Origin of the sequence: Natrinema caseinilyticum, assembly GCF_024227435.1 — an archaeon.
Lineage (GTDB): Archaea > Halobacteriota > Halobacteria > Halobacteriales > Natrialbaceae > Natrinema > Natrinema caseinilyticum.
The window spans coordinates 115,663-133,721 of the sequence record NZ_CP100445.1; the positions used below are offsets into that span (position 1 = coordinate 115,663).

Annotated in this window: 17 protein-coding genes and 2 pseudogenes; 6 read left to right on the top strand and 13 right to left on the bottom strand. The window is 62.5% G+C overall.

What is annotated here, in order from left to right:
• Positions 1 to 96: 96 nt before the first annotated feature.
• The gene (gene purL / locus NJT13_RS00550; RefSeq protein ID WP_254523555.1) at positions 97 to 2,277 is read right to left on the bottom strand and encodes a phosphoribosylformylglycinamidine synthase subunit PurL; all 2,181 of its coding nucleotides are present in this window, start codon (positions 2,275 to 2,277) and stop codon (positions 97 to 99) included.
• 161 nt (positions 2,278 to 2,438) lie between these two features.
• A complete protein-coding gene (locus NJT13_RS00555; RefSeq protein ID WP_254523556.1) occupies positions 2,439 to 2,987 on the bottom strand; it encodes an OsmC family protein in 549 nt (182 codons plus the stop codon).
• 366 nt (positions 2,988 to 3,353) lie between these two features.
• On the opposite strand from NJT13_RS00555, the gene NJT13_RS00560 reads away from it, so the two are divergent.
• The 3 genes from NJT13_RS00560 to NJT13_RS00570 all read left to right on the top strand — a co-directional run bounded on the left by NJT13_RS00560 (position 3,354) and on the right by NJT13_RS00570 (position 5,963).
• Positions 3,354 to 3,869, top strand: coding sequence for an OsmC family protein (locus NJT13_RS00560; RefSeq protein WP_254523557.1), 516 nt, complete (start codon positions 3,354 to 3,356; stop codon positions 3,867 to 3,869).
• Positions 3,870 to 4,066: 197 nt separating this feature from the next.
• Positions 4,067 to 4,750 carry a PHP domain-containing protein gene (locus NJT13_RS00565; RefSeq protein WP_254523558.1) on the top strand — a complete coding sequence of 228 codons (684 nt, stop codon included), beginning with the start codon at positions 4,067 to 4,069 and terminating at the stop codon, positions 4,748 to 4,750.
• A 64-nt stretch (positions 4,751 to 4,814) separates the two neighbouring features.
• Complete coding sequence (locus tag NJT13_RS00570; protein ID WP_254523559.1) at positions 4,815 to 5,963, top strand: asparagine synthase-related protein; 1,149 nt, start codon at positions 4,815 to 4,817, stop codon at positions 5,961 to 5,963.
• Positions 5,964 to 5,980: 17 nt separating this feature from the next.
• Here NJT13_RS00570 and NJT13_RS00575 read toward each other — a convergent pair whose 3' ends face one another.
• The 7 genes from NJT13_RS00575 to NJT13_RS00605 all read right to left on the bottom strand — a co-directional run bounded on the left by NJT13_RS00575 (position 5,981) and on the right by NJT13_RS00605 (position 12,953).
• On the bottom strand, positions 5,981 to 6,307 hold the full coding sequence (locus NJT13_RS00575; protein WP_254523560.1) for a cupin domain-containing protein: 327 nt from the start codon (positions 6,305 to 6,307) through the stop codon (positions 5,981 to 5,983).
• Between the two features lie 326 nt (positions 6,308 to 6,633).
• Complete coding sequence (locus NJT13_RS00580; RefSeq protein ID WP_254523561.1) at positions 6,634 to 6,921, bottom strand: amphi-Trp domain-containing protein; 288 nt, start codon at positions 6,919 to 6,921, stop codon at positions 6,634 to 6,636.
• A gap of 235 nt (positions 6,922 to 7,156) precedes the next feature.
• Positions 7,157 to 8,248 (bottom strand): Mrp/NBP35 family ATP-binding protein, encoded by a 1,092-nt coding sequence (locus tag NJT13_RS00585; protein WP_254523562.1) that lies wholly within the window; start codon positions 8,246 to 8,248, stop codon positions 7,157 to 7,159.
• Positions 8,249 to 8,410: 162 nt separating this feature from the next.
• The gene (locus NJT13_RS00590) at positions 8,411 to 8,719 is read right to left on the bottom strand and encodes a hypothetical protein (protein WP_254523563.1); all 309 of its coding nucleotides are present in this window, start codon (positions 8,717 to 8,719) and stop codon (positions 8,411 to 8,413) included.
• Positions 8,716 to 10,071: an NrfD/PsrC family molybdoenzyme membrane anchor subunit gene (nrfD, locus tag NJT13_RS00595; RefSeq protein ID WP_254523564.1), complete on the bottom strand. Its 1,356-nt coding sequence runs from the start codon at positions 10,069 to 10,071 to the stop codon at positions 8,716 to 8,718. The genes NJT13_RS00590 and nrfD overlap by 4 nt, the downstream gene beginning before the upstream one ends.
• The gene (locus NJT13_RS00600) at positions 10,068 to 11,735 is read right to left on the bottom strand and encodes a 4Fe-4S ferredoxin N-terminal domain-containing protein (protein ID WP_254523565.1); all 1,668 of its coding nucleotides are present in this window, start codon (positions 11,733 to 11,735) and stop codon (positions 10,068 to 10,070) included. Before NJT13_RS00600 ends, nrfD begins: the two co-directional genes overlap by 4 nt.
• 543 nt (positions 11,736 to 12,278) lie before the next feature.
• Positions 12,279 to 12,953, bottom strand: coding sequence for a helix-turn-helix domain-containing protein (locus NJT13_RS00605; RefSeq protein WP_254523566.1), 675 nt, complete (start codon positions 12,951 to 12,953; stop codon positions 12,279 to 12,281).
• 171 nt (positions 12,954 to 13,124) lie between these two features.
• On the opposite strand from NJT13_RS00605, the pseudogene NJT13_RS00610 reads away from it, so the two are divergent.
• The 3 genes and pseudogenes from NJT13_RS00610 to NJT13_RS00620 all read left to right on the top strand — a co-directional run.
• Positions 13,125 to 13,328 (top strand): annotated as a pseudogene (locus tag NJT13_RS00610) (DUF2249 domain-containing protein); the annotation flags it as partial.
• A gap of 163 nt (positions 13,329 to 13,491) precedes the next feature.
• Complete coding sequence (locus NJT13_RS00615) at positions 13,492 to 13,725, top strand: DUF2249 domain-containing protein (RefSeq protein ID WP_254523567.1); 234 nt, start codon at positions 13,492 to 13,494, stop codon at positions 13,723 to 13,725.
• A 36-nt stretch (positions 13,726 to 13,761) separates the two neighbouring features.
• Positions 13,762 to 14,039, top strand: a pseudogene (locus NJT13_RS00620) (DUF2249 domain-containing protein).
• 403 nt (positions 14,040 to 14,442) lie between these two features.
• On the opposite strand, the gene NJT13_RS00625 reads toward NJT13_RS00620, so the two are convergent.
• From NJT13_RS00625 to NJT13_RS00635, 4 genes are all read right to left on the bottom strand, one after another.
• Positions 14,443 to 15,228, bottom strand: a complete 786-nt coding sequence (locus tag NJT13_RS00625; RefSeq protein WP_254523568.1) for a hypothetical protein — start codon at positions 15,226 to 15,228, stop codon at positions 14,443 to 14,445.
• A 339-nt stretch (positions 15,229 to 15,567) separates the two neighbouring features.
• Complete coding sequence (locus NJT13_RS00630; RefSeq protein ID WP_254523569.1) at positions 15,568 to 16,488, bottom strand: alpha/beta fold hydrolase; 921 nt, start codon at positions 16,486 to 16,488, stop codon at positions 15,568 to 15,570.
• A 189-nt stretch (positions 16,489 to 16,677) separates the two neighbouring features.
• Positions 16,678 to 16,803 carry a hypothetical protein gene (locus tag NJT13_RS23145; RefSeq protein WP_256549406.1) on the bottom strand — a complete coding sequence of 42 codons (126 nt, stop codon included), beginning with the start codon at positions 16,801 to 16,803 and terminating at the stop codon, positions 16,678 to 16,680.
• 208 nt (positions 16,804 to 17,011) lie between these two features.
• On the bottom strand, positions 17,012 to 18,001 hold the full coding sequence (locus tag NJT13_RS00635) for a transcription initiation factor IIB (protein ID WP_254523570.1): 990 nt from the start codon (positions 17,999 to 18,001) through the stop codon (positions 17,012 to 17,014).
• Positions 18,002 to 18,059 lie beyond the last annotated feature (58 nt).

The window sequence follows — 18,059 nt, forward strand, 5'->3', positions numbered from 1 at the left end:
ATCGACGGGAGCCGTTCGACGCCGCGTCGGACGCGGTCGGAGTCGGCCGCGCTTCCGGTCCCCCGACGTGGGTTCACTCGCCTCCGTCGGCGAGCGTCACTCGAGTCCGCGTTCGATCGTCGCGCGTCGCTCGCTGATCTCGGACGCGTCCGTCGCGAGCGTCCGGTCCCCGACGTCGACCGTGAGCGTGCCGTCGTCGGTTCCCGCGCCGAGTTCGACGACCGGAGCGACGCCGTCGAACGTCTCCCGCACGGCTGCCACCGATTCGGTCTGGACCAGCGCGCGACCCGGCTGTTCGTGAAACAGCGCGCCGACCGGATCGTCGCCGGGGATCGACACCTCGAGACCGGCCTCCGCGGTCACCATCTCGGCGAGCGAGACGGCCAGTCCGCCGTGGCTGACGTCGTGGACGGCCAGCGTCGCGTCGTCGTTCGCGACCGTCGCGAGCGACTCGATCAGGCTTTCGGGATCCGACGGAAGGTCGGGGAACCGATCGCTTCCCTCGAACCGCGCCAGGTACTCGGACCCGCCGAGTCTCGACTCGCCGGTTTCGAGGCCGATATCACCGACGAGCACCAGATCGCCCGCCGGTTCGACAGACAGCGGCGGTGCGTCGTACCCGACCTTGGAGCCGACCATCGCGAGGGTCGGCGTCGGCGGAATCGGCCCCGCGACCGAGTCGTTGTACAGCGAGACGTTCCCGCCGACGACGGGTGTCGATAGCGTCTCGCACATCTCGGCTAGCCCGTCGACGATTCCCGTAAAGCCGGCGTAGACCTCGGGTTTTTCGGGGTTTCCGCCGTTGAGGCAGTCGACCGCCGCGAGCGGCATCGCACCCTTGGCAGCGATGTTCGTCGCGTTCTCGAGTGCGATCGCCCGGGCCCCCTCGCGCGGGGCCGTCTCGGTCCAGTTCGGCGCGGCACCTGAGGAAATCGCGAGCCCCGTTCCCGTCTCGCGGCCGTCGCCGCCGCGGTTTGCGCTCGCCTCCCGGATCGCAACGATAGCCGCGTCGTCGCCCGGTCCCACGCTCGTTCGCACGCCGACCTCGTGATCGTACTGCCGATAGACCCACCGCTTCGAGGCGGTATTCGGACTCGAGACCACGGCACGGAAGGCGTCCTCGAGATCGACGGCGGGGAGGTCGGTCGCGGGCGGTTCGGTGTCGACTGTCGGGAGATCGTTCATCGGCGCGCCCTCTCCCAGGAAGTACGCGTCCACGTCGACCACGGTCTCCCCCTCGAACCGGCACACGTAGTTGCCGTCGGTGACCTCACCGATGACCGAGCAACCCAGATCGAACCGCTGTGCGATTTCGCGTACGCGATCGACGTTTTCGGGCTCGACCTCGTAGCACATCCGCTCCTGGGACTCGGCCAGCAGAATCTCGAGCGCCGACATGTTCGGCTCGCGCTGGTGGACGCGCTCGAGGTCGATCTCTGCACCGAGATCGCCCTTGGCGACCATCTCGCTCGAGGCACCGCCGAGGCCCGCAGCACCGAGGTCGCGAGCGGATTCGACCAACCCCTCGTCGACGAGCGCTTCGTTGGCCTCGATCAGCAGCTTTTCGGCGTACGGATCGCCGACCTGCACGGCGGGTCTGTCCTCGGTTTCGGCGTCCTCCGCGAGGTCCTCGCTGGCGAAGCTGGCGCCACCGAGTCCGTCCCGACCGGTGGCGTTTCCGACGAGGACGAGCGCGTTGCCGGGTTCCTGGGCCACGGCGGTCACGAGCCGTTCGTCGTCGGTCAACCCGACGCAGGCGACGTTGACCAGCGGGTTCCCCTCGTAATCGGGGTGAAAGTCGACGCTCCCCGCGACCGTGGGGACGCCGATACAGTTCCCGTAGTGGCTGATCCCCTCGACGACGCCCTCGAAGAGGTACTTCGAGTGTTCGCGGTCGAACTCGCCGAAGTAAAGCGAGTCCGCGAGCGCGATCGGGTAGGCTCCCATCGAGAGCGTGTCCCGAACGATGCCGCCGACGCCGGTCGCAGCGCCGTCGAACGGGTCCACGTAGGAGGGGTGATTGTGGCTCTCGATTCCCAACGTGACGTACGTTCGTTTCCCGTCGCCGGTTCCGGGCAACGCGACGACCGCCGCATCGTCGCCGGGCCCGACGACCACCTGTTCGCCCTCGCTGTCGAACGCCGACAGCAGCGGTCGCGAGGAGCGGTACGCACAGTGTTCGCTCCAGAGATTCTCGAACAGCGCCGCCTCCGCAGGCGTCGGCTCTCGCCCCAGCTCGGAAACGACGAGTTCGCGGTCCGAATCGGCAAGACTCATTCATCTAGGTGGTGAAAGTCGGCCGGTATAGGGGTTTCTATATGCACGTTCGTGAACATCGTATTCGGTCCCTCGAGCGGCTGGCTCGCAGTCGAGCGATCGACGGCAAAAAACGACACGAGAGTCGACGGCACCCGATGGCTTCGAGCGTCGGGACGTCCTTACGCGAACTCGAGATCGAACTCGAGGGACACCTGATTCGTCACGTTGTCGTACAGGGGCGACGTCTCGAGTACTTCCTCGTGCAACGCCTCGAGTTCCTCGGCCGACGCGTCGGCGTCGATGTGGGTCGTGGCACGAATCTCCTCGTATCCTGCCCGCACCTCGTCGCTCAACCCGAGGAAGCCCCGCAGATCGATGTCGCCCTCGAATTCGAAGCGCATGTCGTCGATCTGGATCCCCTTCGCAGCGGCATGACCCGCGTAAGTCACGCTGAGACACGAGCCGATGGCAGCGAGGAGGTGTTCGACCGCGTTCGGGCCGGTCCGCTCGCCGAGTAGTGCCGCCGGTTCGTCGCCAATCACGGAGAACTCGGGTGACTCGATCGTGGTCTCGTTTTGCTCGAAGTCGCTAATTCGTGTCTCGCTGGCGAAGCCACCCGTCCACTCGGTCTCGGCACGAAACGTGAACGACGCTCGTTCTGGCTCTGCAGAGACCGCTTCGATGAGCGATCCAAGTTCGTCGACGTCGAGTCCGTTTACACTAGTCATGGGTTAATTATGCAATACTCTATTTTCTGCAAGCGCGGATAACCCTTTCGAAGTAGTCACAATCTCCGGTATCAGATTAGCAAGAACTAGCAATATTCGTACTACATTAACACCGATATTTCGGTTTCCCGAACGTGGCTCCGGTCGACACTAGTCATCCAACCCATCCATTTGGGAAGTATTGGCCTTTGTGCGTCGGTTCTCGAGCTGGGCAGGTTCGACAGCACGTCACAGAACTCGCCGAACGCCGGGTACCGGTATCACATCCCATTCGGAAATAATGTTTCTTTCCGCCGGGTATACAACCGGACCAGTGCCTACTCGATATTGGATAATACCTACATGACTCTGGAGAACGGAATCGATATGGAGAAGTTCGAACAGCTCACCGCCGCTACCGAGGACGACCCGGCAAACGCCGACTTCCGGTTTTTCGCAGAGACGGAGTGGACCGGCGAGACGACGTGTGAGACCACCGTCAGTGACATCGAAAAAAGTGGTACGCTCGTCGAATCGCCCGAGTTCACCATGGAAGGTGCGTTGTTCGGCCATCGTGATGCCCCGAACGCACTCGAGCATTTGCTTTCCTCACTCGGGACCTGTCTGACGATCACCTACGCCGCCCACGGCGCGAAGCGAGATATCGAGATTTCCGAGATTCGCCTCGAGTTCGAAGGACGCGCTGACATGCGCGGACTCCTCGGGCTCGCCGACGACGTCCGTCCCGGCTTCGATCACATCGAGTGCACCGCACACATCGACTCACCCGCATCGACGGCCGAACTCGAATCGTTACAGGAAGTCGCCCACGCGAATTCGCCGATCCTCGATAACCTCGAGAACGAGGTTACGGTCGACGTGCAGCACTCGACAGCGGAGTGACAGGGCGTCGCGTTCGATCCGTGCATACTCACTCTGGCCCCGGCTGATCGACCGTCCGCTTGGCGCTGTCGACAGTGCTGGACGGTCTCGCTGTCCTCGAGTCCACTCGTTTTCCGTCTCGGCGTGCGGGGGAGAGCCCGATTCGAGTCGCACGGGTAATCGAGTCGTTTTTGATCGGGCCGTCTAAACGTACGATCGTGCTGTCGGTCGAACTTCACACGCACTCGTCGTTGTCCTACGACGGCCGCGACCCGGTCGAGCTCATCTTGGAGCAAGCCGAGGCCGTCGGCCTCGATGCGATCGCGGTGACGGACCACGACGAAATCGACGCGAGCCTCGAGGCTGTCGAACGCGCCCCCGAATACGGCCTGATCGGCATTCCGGGGATGGAAATCTCGAGCAAGGCGGGCCACGTGTTGGGACTGGGTCTCGAACGGGCCGTCCAGCCCGGGCTCTCCTTCGAGTCGACGCTCGAGGCGATCCGCGATCAGGACGGGCTGGCGGTGATCCCACACCCCTTTCAGGAAGCCCGCCACGGCGTGATGGCTCGGATCTCGCGAGACGAACTCGCGGAGGGGGACGCGATCGAGGTCTACAACTCGCGGTTGTTTACCGGTCGGGCCAACCGGCAGGCCGAACGCTACGCGAACGCGCGAAACCTGCCGATGACCGCCGGTAGCGACGCCCACATCAGTGAAATGGTCGGGCAGGCGATCACGCGCGTCGACGCCAACGATCGGACGGCCGACGCGATTCTCGAGGCAATCGCGAACGGTCGGACGACCGTCGAAGGGAAACGAACGCCGTGGCGGATCAGCGTCCAGCAGTTCGCCGGCGGCGTCACGAGGCGCCTGGGCCACGTCCTCAAACTATTCAGATGACTTCCGTTCAGCCACGACGGCAATCCCGTACGCAGCCGCGACGGTCGAGCGGTGGCGAGCCACGATGACCGAGTCGAATCTGTGCGGTGCGGAGGCGGCGATCGTTCGCGACGCGCTCGAGTGCCGCGACCCGCTGCCGGGTACGGCGGGCTTCGCCGGGCAACTCGACGATAGCCTCGTTCGGGACGTCCTCGGACGCGTGCCGCTGTTCGTCGACGCCGGTGCGACGACTACCGACGGTACCGCTGGCCACGACCCGGCGTGGGCGTTCGAGCCAGCCGCTCTCGACGACCCGCGGCTCGTTCCGGCCGGCGCGGTGGCACCGGTGGACGACCCGCTCGCCGGGCAACGGTCACACTGGACGCTGCCCAGCCCGGACCCGGAACCGGATCAGGACGCTGCTATCGATACTCTCGCGAACGCGATCCGGACGGCCGGCGACGCCGTCGGTGGTGGTAGACGAGACGTTGCGGTCGCGTTCTCCGGCGGCGTCGACTCGGCGCTGGTCGCCGAACTCCTCGATGCGCCGCTGTACGTCGTCGGCTTCCCGGACAGTCACGACGTCGAAGCGGCGCGGACGGCTGCCGAGGCCATGGGCCGGGACCTCACGGTGGTCGAACTCAAGCCGGAGGATCTGGAACGCGCCGCGCCCGAAGTCGCGCGTGCGACCGGCCGGACGAACGCCATGGACGTCCAGATCGCGCTCCCGCTGTATCTCGTCGGGGAACGCGTCGCTGCGGACGGGTTCGACGCGCTCGCGGTCGGCCAAGGGGCGGACGAGTTGTTCGGCGGCTACGAGAAGGTCGTTCGGCTCGACCACCGCGTCGACGCCGAGACGGTCCGCGGAGCAGTCCGGGAGCAAATCGAGGGGCTTTCGCGCCAGCTTCCGCGGGACGTGCTGACGATTCGGTCGACGGGCCTCGAGCCCGTGGCGCCGTTTCTCCACGACGCGGTACTCGAAGCGGCGCTCCGATTGCCGGATCCCCTGTTGGCGGACGACGACGAGCGAAAACGGGGATTCAGACGGGTCGCGACGCGGTATCTGCCGGCCGAGGTCGCCACTCGCGACAAGAAGGCGGTCCAGTACGGCAGCCTCGTCGCCCGCGAACTCGATCGGCTCGCCCGCCAGGCGGGTTACAAACGCCGGATCGACGACCACGTCACGAAGTACGTCGAATCGCTACTCGAGGACGCAGACGCCCGATCCGACTGAGCGCGACGGGGGTCCGCTCAGGACGGCAGGGGACAGAGACTCGCGGTGAAGACGACCGTCTCGTCGGTCTCGTTGTGCGCGCCGTGGTCGACTCCGCGCTCGTGGTGTACGACGCCGGGTGCGTCGATTCGCTCGCGCTCGTCGTCCTGGACCACGGTCACCGTCCCTTCGAGGACGTGGAAGACGTTCGTACTCTCGGCGTGTTCGTGAGCCTCGAGTTCCGCGCCCGGCCCGAGGGCGAACGCCTTCACCAGGACGTCGTCGGTGACGACCAGTTCGGCGGTCTCGATCTCTCCGTCGCCCGGCTCGAGGTCGGCGATCGCAGCGGCGTATCTATCGAGCATGTCGGTTGGATTCGATGGAGGATCCCATAACGATGGGGGACGAGACGTCTGTCGTGTGTTCGACGCAGCGTCGATAACACGGACGAGAGCGGAATCGAGTTGCCGGTCGGCACCCGTTGTTGGAAATACGATTTATTTGTTCAGAAAGTAGCAGAAAGAGACGTCTTATAACTCTATCCCCGACCATACGGAACAGTTCGCCGTATTCATTCCGAAGAATAGTCCTAAAGCTCGTTGCTACCGTTAGAGGATGGACTCAGGGGAAGGTCATCGTCTGTTCCAGTAGTTCGGTACCGAAACGGCCGAAACGTATGAGTCCGAACCGATTACTCGATTTCTAGCTGGCCGCTCTTGCCGTCTCCTTCACTGCCGCTCTCGTCCCATTCGAGTTCGAACTCGATACTCAAGTCACCGGGACCGTCTGTCGGCCCTTCGCGTTCGGCTTTGACCTCGAACGTCGGGCGGGCTGGCGGTTCCATCGTCACGGATTCGGAACCTGATCTTAGTGTGATCGCATCACCTTGTTCGAGTTTCTCAGCGACACCGTGAAGATACGATGCGATTTCTTCTCGGGTCTGGCTACTCTCTGAAGTGAACAGAACCTCTTCGGGCATACATAGTAACGATACACCGTCTGCATCGATAAGTGGGCCCCCTGCTGAACGATCGAACTGACCTCTGACTCGGGCATCGATACTTATGGTATTCGCGCGCTGTATGCGGCAGACGAGACGAGACACCGCACGCGAACTGGTGAAATCGGCACGGAAATCGCGCCACAGACCGAATAGAGAAACCGTTTTTTCGACGACGGCTATGGCGTGGCGAACCTGCGCACGCGACCGTCGATCAGTCCTCGGTTTCGGTCGGTAGTTTGTTCGCCGGTTCGTGTTCCACGTTGTCGGCGACCGTCCGACGGTTCGTCTCGCCGATCCGATCGGCGATTTCGCCGACGACCTCCTCGACGTACTCCTGAACCTCGCTGTCGTCGTCTTTGACGAGGGCCCCTTGGCTCCCGTCGGCCCCGAAGTCGGGGTGGATCGGAATCTTACCCAGTAGCGGCACGTCGTAGTTCTCGACGATCGTCTCGGCGCCGTCAGTTCCGAACAGGCCGTGTTGGTCCCCACAGGACGGGCAGATGAACGAACTCATGTTCTCGACGACGCCCAGCACCGGGGTATCGTGTTTGTTGAACATCTGGATTCCCTTCCGGGTGTCGTCCAACGCCATCTCCTGGGGCGTCGTGACGACGACCGACCCGGTCACCGGCATCGACTGCAACAGGTTCAACGTCGCGTCGCCGGTCCCCGGCGGCAAGTCGACGATGAGGTAGTCGAGCCGCCCCCACTCGACGCCCTCGAGGAATTTCATCATGAACTTGTTGACCATCGGCCCGCGGAGGATCGCGGGGTCGTCTTCGTCTTCCATCATCAGGCCCATACTGATGACCCGGACGCCGTCCGATCGCGGCGGAACGATTTCCTCGTTCGGCGTCACGCCGGGGTCGCTCTCGACCGGCAGGATCCGGGGGATGTTCGGTCCGTGAATGTCGGCGTCGAGCAGCCCCACCATCGCACCGCGCTTCTCGAGACCGGCCGCGAGATTGGCCGCGACCGTCGTCTTGCCGACGCCACCCTTCCCGGAGGAGACGGCGATCACGTTGCGAACGCGCGGCAGTACCTCGTCGTCGAACCCGTGTTCCTCGCCGACGTGGGCCCGCAGGTCCGCCTCGAGACCGGCCTCCTCGATGACGTCGCGGATGCGGTTGCCCAACTCGAGTTCGGACGGCGCATACGGCGCGTTGAACGCGAGCGATATTCGGGCGGTCTCGTCGTCGATCGTGACGTCGTTGACTAGCCCGAGCGAGACGATGTCCTCGCCGATGTCCGGGTCTTCGACCGACTCGAGTTTGATTTCGAGTTCGTGTTCTGTGATACTCATAGTGGCTGGATGCTAGCCGTACGAACGGTGTGGAGCGGGATACGTGTGATGGTTCGGCTCTCGAGTGGTGGTTCGGACCGCGAGCGACGAGGCTCTCGACGCGTCGAGCGCAAAAATGAAGATCGACGTCGGTGTCGGTGTTCGGATGCGATACGGAGACGGTTACGGTGGGCCGACACTGCTGATCGGCTCTGGTGGGCCGCCGTAGAAGACGATGCCGATGAGCACGGTCAGAATGAACATTCCGACCCACATCGACGTCGTCAGTCCGACGAGATAGCTCACACCGAGGAGTCCGGTCTTCGTGTCGCGGGGTTCACCCAGGAACCAGGCCGCGAGCATGATGTAGACCGGGACCAGAATAACGGCGAAGATGATGTAGGTCCCTTCGTTGGCGAAGCCGGTGAAGCCGCCGGTGCCGTCGTAACCGTGGTACAGCAGTGTGGACAGGATCGTTTGTGTTGAACTCATGCTTCCACCTCGGGTTCGGCCGGTTCAGCGTGTTCGTGTTCGTGGTCGCCACGCAGGTGTTCGATGGCGTGGAGTTCGACCACGGGAACTAGCTTCGCGAGGTTGAGGAATAAAAGTGCAACCAGCGCTGTCGTCCCGACGAGCGAGAGCCACTCGATCGCACTCGGGAAGTAGGTCCCTGGCGTCGCCGCGTAGATGTCGAACGTGGGGTGGAGGAATCCTTCGACGACGAAGAGAACTTTCTCGGTGAGCGTCCCACAGAGAATTACCCCGCTCGCGATGAGCGCTCGCTTCTTGCTGAACAGGGCCGGTCGAATCCCCTGCAAGAAGATGTACACGAGCGTGCCGAAGATCATTGCCATCGCGACTCTGTAGACCGGATGGGCGATCTTCGCCTCGACCGCGACCGACTGGTTAGACGGTCCGAGGAAGACGCCGTTGATGACCTGCTGGAGCTGGAACCACAGGAACAACAGAGTGAAGAACCCGAGCCACAGGAGCAGTCCGCGGAAGATATCGTCGGTGATGATGTGGTCCCAGTCGTAGGCTCGGCGGAACGCGTAGGCGATGATCGTTATGCCGCTGATCGCCGACATCAGCGCGATGCTGAGGAACGTCGGCCCCTGAATCGCGCCGGTCCAACCGGGCATCGCCGGAAGGAGTGCGAACAGCCACGGGATCACGCCGCCGTGGAGCAAGAGCGGAGCCATGATGATGACTGCGGCGGCGAGCCACCAGACCATCCGATCGATGACCGCGTCTTCTTTCTCGGTGTAGCCAATGGTCAGTATCTTGTAGACCGGTTCGAACATGTCCGGCAGATCGTCTCGCAATCGGCTGACGTCGTACCGGAGCGTCAGGCCGAGGTACGTCGCCGACAGCACGAAGTAGGCCGTGATGACGGTCACGTCCCACACGAGCGGCGAGTTATTGACCGTGATGTGGTAGTGGCCGATGACGCTGGTCACCATCCGGTCCGGCCGTCCCATGTGGACCAGGATGTAGAAACCGGCGGCGGAGAGGCCGCCGATCGTCGTCATCTCCGCGAGCCGAGCGACTGGCATGTACCGGTCCATGCCCAGCAGACGGACCGCGGCTGAAAGGATGATACCGCCGTGAGCGACACCGACCCACCAGATGAACGCGCCGATGTACAGGCCCCACGTAGAGCCGCCACCGGAGCCCCAGTCGCCGAGTCCGGTGACGATCAGCCCCTTCTGGAGCTGATAGGCCCACGCGACGAGAAAGGCCACGAGACCCAGCGCCGCGACGCCGTACACCGCCATGTATTTTTTCGAGAACGTGCCGATCGGACGGAGAATGTCCTCCTCGGACGGCGTCTTCGTGCTCATAGCGACACCCCGTCGATCCGACCGACGGTCTCATCGTCGAGGTACTCCTGTCGCTTATCGAGCAGGTCGACGTCCTCGTACTTGGTCGGGCCGGGAACCTGCTGGGCCTCCGGTCCGGGCTCCTGTCCGAGGTACGTAACGTTCGGGTTCGTCCCGATGTCCTCGAGCAGTTTGAACGAGGTCGGTTCGCCAGTGTACTGGTGGAGCAGAAACCTCGCCTGTTGTTTGCTCCCGTCGCCGAGTTGCAGTTCGTCGAGGGCGTCGTCGCTCTCGAGGTCGACGTACTGTTCGAAGGCCTCGACGGCGGCGAGGATATCTTGTTCGCTACTGAGAATCGTGTTGTTCTCTCCGTCACCGGGTTCGGTGCCTTCGCTGATGATTTCGACCGCCTTCATGACCGCGAGGATGTCCTCGGTCAAGCCTTCGACATTCCCGATCGCGGTCTCGAGATCGTCGCCGTCGCTGAGTGCGCTGTTTATGTCGTCTACCGACGGCGCGGATTTGCTGCTTTCGGTACCGTTCGTCAGGTGGACGATCGCGCGACTCTTGCTCGGATACTCGCGGTGCTGATACGGATCGCTTTTCTCGTCTTTGACGTTGCCGAACTGAATCGCGTCCGGGGGACAGGCGCTTTCACACGCCGTCGTTCCGACTTTGTCCTCGCCCTGTTTGCCGTCCTGCATGGACGGACACATCGTACACTTGCTCATCGTGCCGCGGGGGGCGCGGCTGTCGACCCAGCGTTGGCCGTACTCGTACTTGGCGTGCGTGATCTCGTCCGGATTCTCGGGGCTTTCGAGTCCGTCGATTTCGTCGTACGGCACGTCGGGTTCGTCCCACTGGAAGTAGTTGACACCGTAGGGACAGGCGACCTGACAGTACCGGCACCCGATACAGACGTCGTAGTCGGTCAGCACCAGTCCGTCCTTGTCGCGGGTGTGCCGGGCCGTCGTCGGACAGACCTTCTCACAGGGAGCGTCCGTGCAGTGCTGGCACGGTCGCACGAGCATATTGAACTCGCTCCCCATATTGAAGTCGGTATAGCCACCGGTTTCGTTCACGCCAGCGCCACCATCAGGGGAACTGTGCAGTTCGTCCTCCCACGCCATGACGTACATCCAGTTAACGCCCATGTCGAGGTCGTTTTCCTGGGAACAGGCGCTCATACAGGTAAGACAGCCGTCACAGCGATCGAGGTCGATCGTCATCCCCCACTGTACGTCACTGTGTTCTTGGGTTTCCGTCCCGCCGTGGCCACCTTCGCCGGCGACGCTCTCCGTAACGTCGCCGGCTTTGCCGCCAAATGCACCCACACCGACTGCGGCTGCGCCGACCCCCATCTTCTTCATCGTCTCGCGGCGGGTCTCCTCGCCGTCGCCGTCGAACGCATCGAGCATCCGGGAGAACGTGCCCTTCGCCTCCTCCTGAGCTGCTTCGTACGCCTCGGCGGTCGGGCGCTGGTCCTCGCCGAATTCCTCCATCACGTCGTCGTGATACCGTTCGTGGAATTCGGCCTCGGAGAGTTCGCCTTTGGTGACCCGCATCGCGTCTTCGGCCATCTCCATACCGAGCTTGCTGTCGTACTCGGTATCGTCGAGCATCGACTCGAGTTCGTCTTCCCACTCGTTCCCGAGCGGATGAAATGATTCGTCGTCCGTGCTCATTAGATCAGAACACCTCTGAATATGACACTGGTGTCATGCCGGAGGTACTGAACGGCATGCACTTGAAATCGTTCATTTGTTGATCCTCATTCCCCGTCTCACAACCGAACTCCGATGAAATATAGAGCCGATTTCCAGCACTTGAGAATCGACGCGATCATGTTCGGGCAGTTAAGTCAGCCGGGGCTGCGATGGAAACCCCCCACTCGTCCGGATCGGCTACCGGTACGCGTTCGAAACGGTGAAACGACGATATCAGCGTCGGTCTGTGAGAACGCACGGCACAGTATCGTCGTCGGAAGCTGTGATCCCGCACCTGAGACTGCGTCTGTCGGGTTGTGACTGCGATTGTCTCTGATTGTCTCTTTGTCTTCCCGCGCCAGCACACGAACGAATCGCGGCGAGCGGTGGAACGAATCGCGGAGACAACGATACCGACGACGGCAGCCGGCCCGCCAGGCGCAGCTCGCAAAATACGTCGGCAGAACGACCGCACGGACAGTTACCCCCACTGCACGGCTCGGCCGGGTCCGGTCGATTCGATCACTGGCTCGCGATCTGTTCTTCGAGCGGCCCCTCGTCGTCGATGTTCGGTAAATTCTCGACGAACCGCTTGATGACCGCCTCTTCGGCCCGATGGAGGGTCTCGCTGCAGGTCGATTTGGCGATGTCCAGATCGCCGGCCAGTTCCGTCAGCGAGCAGCACCGCGGCGTATCGTAGTACCCCGCGTCGACGGCGGCGGCGATCACCTCGAGCTGTCGCTCGGACAGTACCTGGCTCTCGTGGAGCCGTTCCCTGACGTGTTCGATCCGGTATCGGAGTCCGAACGTTTCGAGTTGATCCGCGAGTTCCGAGAGGCGTTTTCGGGAACCGGTGACCTCTATCGTCGCCTCGCCGTCCTGAATCTCGACCGGCAGTTCGATCGGCATGCCCGACTCCCGAGCGGAGAACATCAGGAGCGGTGCGGTGGTCTCGAAGTGGACCGTCGCCTCGTTGTCGCTCCACTGAGCGAGCGAGAGTTCGGTAATCTGCGAGTGATCGTCCATGCTCTCGACGATATCCGGGACGGACGACCCGGCGATCCGGACGAGAGCGAAGCCGGTTTCGGAGCCGGGAACGGCAGCCAGCACCCGAAACGTCGATTCGGGATACGCCGTCGATATCTGCTGAATCCAGACCTCGTCGGGCATCGTCAGAGTGAGCGTCGCGTGGGCCATACGAACGTGTTCCTAGTAGACCTATATCCCGGTGGCTACGAATATGTTCGGCTTTTTCCAACGCCGCGGGAACAGCGGCGGCTCCGAACACGTTCGGACGAACGTCCGCGCCACCGCCATCCGAACGACTGATCGACGGCAACCGAACCCACGGAGCAAACGCTCGACGTTCGAGAGACCGAGAGACGACCGTTCGACGATATCCCGACCGCACTCGACGCACTCGAGTCGGGCCGGCGACTGCAATCGATCGCGCCGTTCGAACCGAAACCGCTCTCCGGTGAACTCGACGCTCGGGGGTACGCTCACGAGAGCGAGCAGCGTGACGGCTGCCTCTGGTACACGTGTACGTTCGTATGGAACGCACGTTCCTGATCAGTCCAACGTACCCGCGCAGTCTACCCGACCCGGGTTCTCGCGGGCGGGCGTCGAATACCAGACGGGATGGCCCACTCGAGACCGGCGGTCTTTCCGGCTACTCGACGCCGAAGGTGTTCGCACAAACTGCCTTGTCGCGAGCGTCCCGACTCCGGGTCACATGACCCGACTCGACGTCAGAGACGTGCCGCCGGCGAACCGTCATCCGACCATCCACGAGGAATTCGAGGCCCTCGAGCCGGGCGAGACGCTGACGATCGTCAACGATCACGAGCCAACGCCCCTGTTCTACGAGTTTCAGGCCGAAGTCGAGCGCTTCGACGCCGACGGCTATGAGGTCGAACAGATCGCCCCGGACGAGTTCGTCGCTAGATTTCCGAAACGGGAGGCCTGACGCCGCACGTCGATCGGTCCACGTCTTCCATCACCGATCACGTCGCAGTCTGCAACCGTCGTCGACCGCACGGACGCACCGTCGGGCCAGCCCCGGGAAACGATCGCCGTTCGCTCGCACGGTCCCTCGCAACCGCTCCAGCGAACCCTCGAGACGCTCGCCGATCTCCCCGCGGAGACGGTCCTGAACCAGCGAAACGACCGCATATCCAGTTTCGGGAACAGAAACTGGACGACCACGACTATCGCCACGAGACCGTCGAACGTGACGAGGACGTCGTGACAATCATTCGGCGTTCGTCGACCCGAACGTGACCGGTCAGAACCGCCTGGGGAGGCAGACCTCGGACGATACCGGCCGGGGAGCGGAGATACCGACCAGAATTTGATGCCGACCGCTGTCGAGCGACGAGATTCAGGTGACGTAACGAGAGTCCGGCGACCTGTGCTCGGAGACGGTCCCGGAGGCGAGGGTCGTTCTGTGACGAAGCTCAGATCGGTGGATTATCCGGGACTGGTGGTGCAATGATCAGCTCCTGTCCCTCGCCTATGAGGGCAATCTCAGAGCAGTGTTATCAAACTGCTGGCCATTTCACGCTGCTCACAACCCGTCGAAATCGCGTTCGAGGGGAGACGTCGCCCGATACCTGACCGACGGGGACGCAGTCGTTGCGTCGTGCCTTCGGCGTTCGAGTTCTGAGTCGCATCGAGTGTGGGATCAGTATCCCTGATCGTTCTCGAACTCGTATCGTCTCGCGGCTTTCTGTATGGCCTTCCGTCGGCCGGTCCTGTTCGGACCGTCCGCTTCCACTCCGTTCCGTTCTTCTTCGATGGCCCACTCGGTGATGAGTTCTCTCGCCTTCTCCTCGACTTCCTGTTCGCGCCGCTGTTCCCGAATCGAGACGATCAGTCCGTAGCACGATGCGCTGACCCCCACCACGAGCACGAGAATGAAGCCTTTGCCCATCTGCGGCTGTGCGAGGTACCAGTTCCAGCTCACCGCCCCGGCCGTCAGAACGTATTTCGAAATCGCGAGCGACGCGACGACGCCAGTCGAAAGGTGGCCGGACAGGTACGTGACTATTGCCTCGTACTCCTCGTTCTCGGCGACGAGCGGTGTCAAGTGTGCGAGTGACGTCAGGAGTACTCCACAGACGAGCAAGATCGAGGCGGGATAGTGATCGAATATCAGCGGCTCGGTCGTTGTCACCGAGATGATCGTGTACGTAGAGAACCCACCGAACAGGAACCAATTCGAATCTGTCTCCAGGTCCTTTAGCGACGAGCCGAGATAATAGCCCATTCCGAGTCCGATTGCGGACATCTTGATAGAACGTATAATTTCGCCAGAAATGTCCTTCAGTTCGGTCGAGTGTCCAATCGCACCCCCGAGCAACGCGAGAAAGAGAACGAACAAAATTCCGAGCAGAAAAGCCGTCGCTGGATCGTACCATCGATGATTCCGAATCCGCTCTGCAATCTGCTTCCCCCCCTTGTTTGTCATAGCCAGCCTAAGATTAGGACTTCCCGTATATATTATTAATGCAATATATACACATTATTTACCACACTCGGTCTTAATCCGTGCTCGTGCGGACCCACAGGATACCGAACGGAGTGGGAGTGAAGGGAACCAGATATGTTTGAAACGCTGACCGACGTGTCGAACTGACGAGGTCTCCGTTCGTCACCGCGACGTCGGTCACCGCCGCTCGGCCAGTACCGACCAAGAAGGTTCGAGCGCGACGGTCGTGCTACTCGACGTGTTTCGCCCGAGGTGTGCCGGAACGTGTGTGGGGTGAGCCAGGACTGTTCGCGCAGGTCTTGCGAGGATGGTTGCGGACTACCCGTCGAAGAGGTGTTCGAGGAGCAATTCTGTCAGCTGAGTCGGTTCCTCGTGGGGAACCCAGTGGCTCGTCCTCGACAGTAACTCGAGACGGCTGTCCGTACAGTAGTCGGCGCTGTCGACTGCCAGCGAAGGGACGAGCGCCGCGTCGTCTTCACCCCAGACCACGAGCGTCGGCGCATCGACCCGGTCAGTCGGTGTCGTCGTCGGGTATCGCGCGACTGCCCGGTACCAGTTCAGCATGCCGGTGAGTGCACCGTCCCTGTCCCAGGCACGCCGATACCGAGCCAATTCGTCGTCGGTGAACGTTCCCGGCGCGGCCTGGTCTCGAAGCGATCGCTCGAGCAAGCGGTAGTCGTCGTACCGACAGGCCCGTTCCGGGAGCCACGGGAGTTGGAACAGGACGGCGTACCAGCTTCGACGGAGTTGTTCGGGATTCGCGAGGAGCTGCCGGCGATAGGCGGACGGATGCGGTGCGTTGACGACGGCGAGCCGTTCGACGGTATCGGGAAATCGGAGTGCGAGGTCCCAGGCGACCAGTCCGCCCCAGTCGTGTCCGACGACGTATGCTTCGTCCCGTCCGTCGGATTCGATCAGGTCGACGACGTCTTGCGAGAGTTCGCGCCTGCGATAGGCCGACACAGCCGCGGGCTTCTCGCTTCGATTGTAACCCCGTTGATCGGGGACGAGTACCCGACAGCCCGCCTCTACGAGGGCCCCGATCTGATTTCGCCAGCCGTACCAGAACTCCGGAAAACCGTGGAGTAAGACGACGAGCGGATTTGCTTTCCCGCCGGCTTCGACCACGTGCAACCGATTGCCGTTGACGATCCGTCGAGTCGAACGTGCGTCGACTTCGACCGCAGCGGCAGATTCGCCCCTCTCGTCGACGGTCCGTGACTGATCGGACGCACCCATAATGCCAGGGTGGGCGCCGAGACCGTAAATCGATTCGGACAGAAACGGTCGGTCACGAGTCCCGGGTCCGCTCGGACTATAGTAGTCGTTGCAAGTCATTGCATACCCCGCTCGCGAATTCGCGGCCAGCGAGCGGTGGGTAAATCGTTTCAACGACTACTATAGAAATCCCGCCGGAACTGCGGGCCCTCACGTCCAGACGCGTAGGCAATCCGTCGAGCAGAAGTGGAGGTCGACGCTCTCCTGGCCACCGGATTCGACGTACGTCGTCAGGGTGTACGCCACCTCGTCTGACTCGCAGTTGTCACAGTCCATATTCGGACATCCCCTACGACGTTCTTGAGTATGAACTGATTAGCCGACGCTCCCACCAGTTAGTCCAGTATTGGGACGGCGCAATATTTGCTTACGATCGCGGTTTCGGATTCCGATCGCGGATCCTCGCGAGGGGAGAACGCGTGCTGGAACGAGGACGCGATCGCGATCGAAAGCGGATCCTCACGGACGACGGACGTCCCGTAGCTCACCGTGAGGACGCGACGCCCTCTTCGGCCTCGAGCAGTTCGTGATATCGATTTCGGATGGTGACTTCGGAGATGTTCGCAACCTCGCTGACCTCGTTCTGGGTGACCGTCTCGTTGGTCAGAAGCGCGCCGGCGTATACCGCGGCCGCGGCGAGCCCGACCGGCGACTTCCCGCTGTGGGATCCGGTTTCTTTCGCCGTTGTCAGGAGCTCCCGAGCGCGTCGCTCGGTTTCGTCGGACAGATCGAGATCGCTCGCGAACCGCGGGACGTAGTGTTCGGGATCCGCCGGCTCCATTTCGAGCCCGAGTTCTCGGGCGACGTAGCGATACGTGCGAGCGACCTCGGATCTCTCGACGCGGGAGACCGCCGCGATCTCGTCCAGGCTACGGGGAGTACCGTTCTGGCGGGCTGCCGCGTACAACGATGCCGTCGCGACGCCTTCGATCGATCGACCCGGCAGGAGGTCGTCCTCGAGTGCGCGTCGGTAGATGACGCTCGCCATTTCGCGGACCGTTTCGGGGAGCCCGAGCGCGGAGGCCATCCGGTCGATTTCCCCGAGCGCTTGCTTGAGGTTCCGTTCCCTCGAATTTCGGGTCCGGAACCGCTCGTTCCACTTCCGCAACCGCTGCATCTTCTGGCGCTGACGCGAACTCAGGGACCGCCCGTAGGCGTCTTTGTCCTGCCAGCCGATCGTCGTCGACAGTCCCTGATCGTGCATCATGTTCGTCGTCGGTGCCCCGACTCGAGACTTCTCGCTTTTTTCGGTGGCGTCGAACGCCCGCCACTCGGGACCGCGGTCGATCTCACCTTCCTCGACGACGAGCCCGCAGTCTTCACAGACCGTCTCGGCGTGTTCGTCGTCGACGATGAGTCGACCGTGACATTCCGGGCACCGTTCGTGCTCGCGACTGTCCGCTTCCTGCGTCGTCTCCGACGACTCGGCGACTCGCTTCTCGCTCGCGTGGGTTCGAATGGGTGGAGTGGGCATTGCTCAATTCGAGGCTAATCGCTCGCTGGTGGACTGCGCCGACGCATATTCACCCACT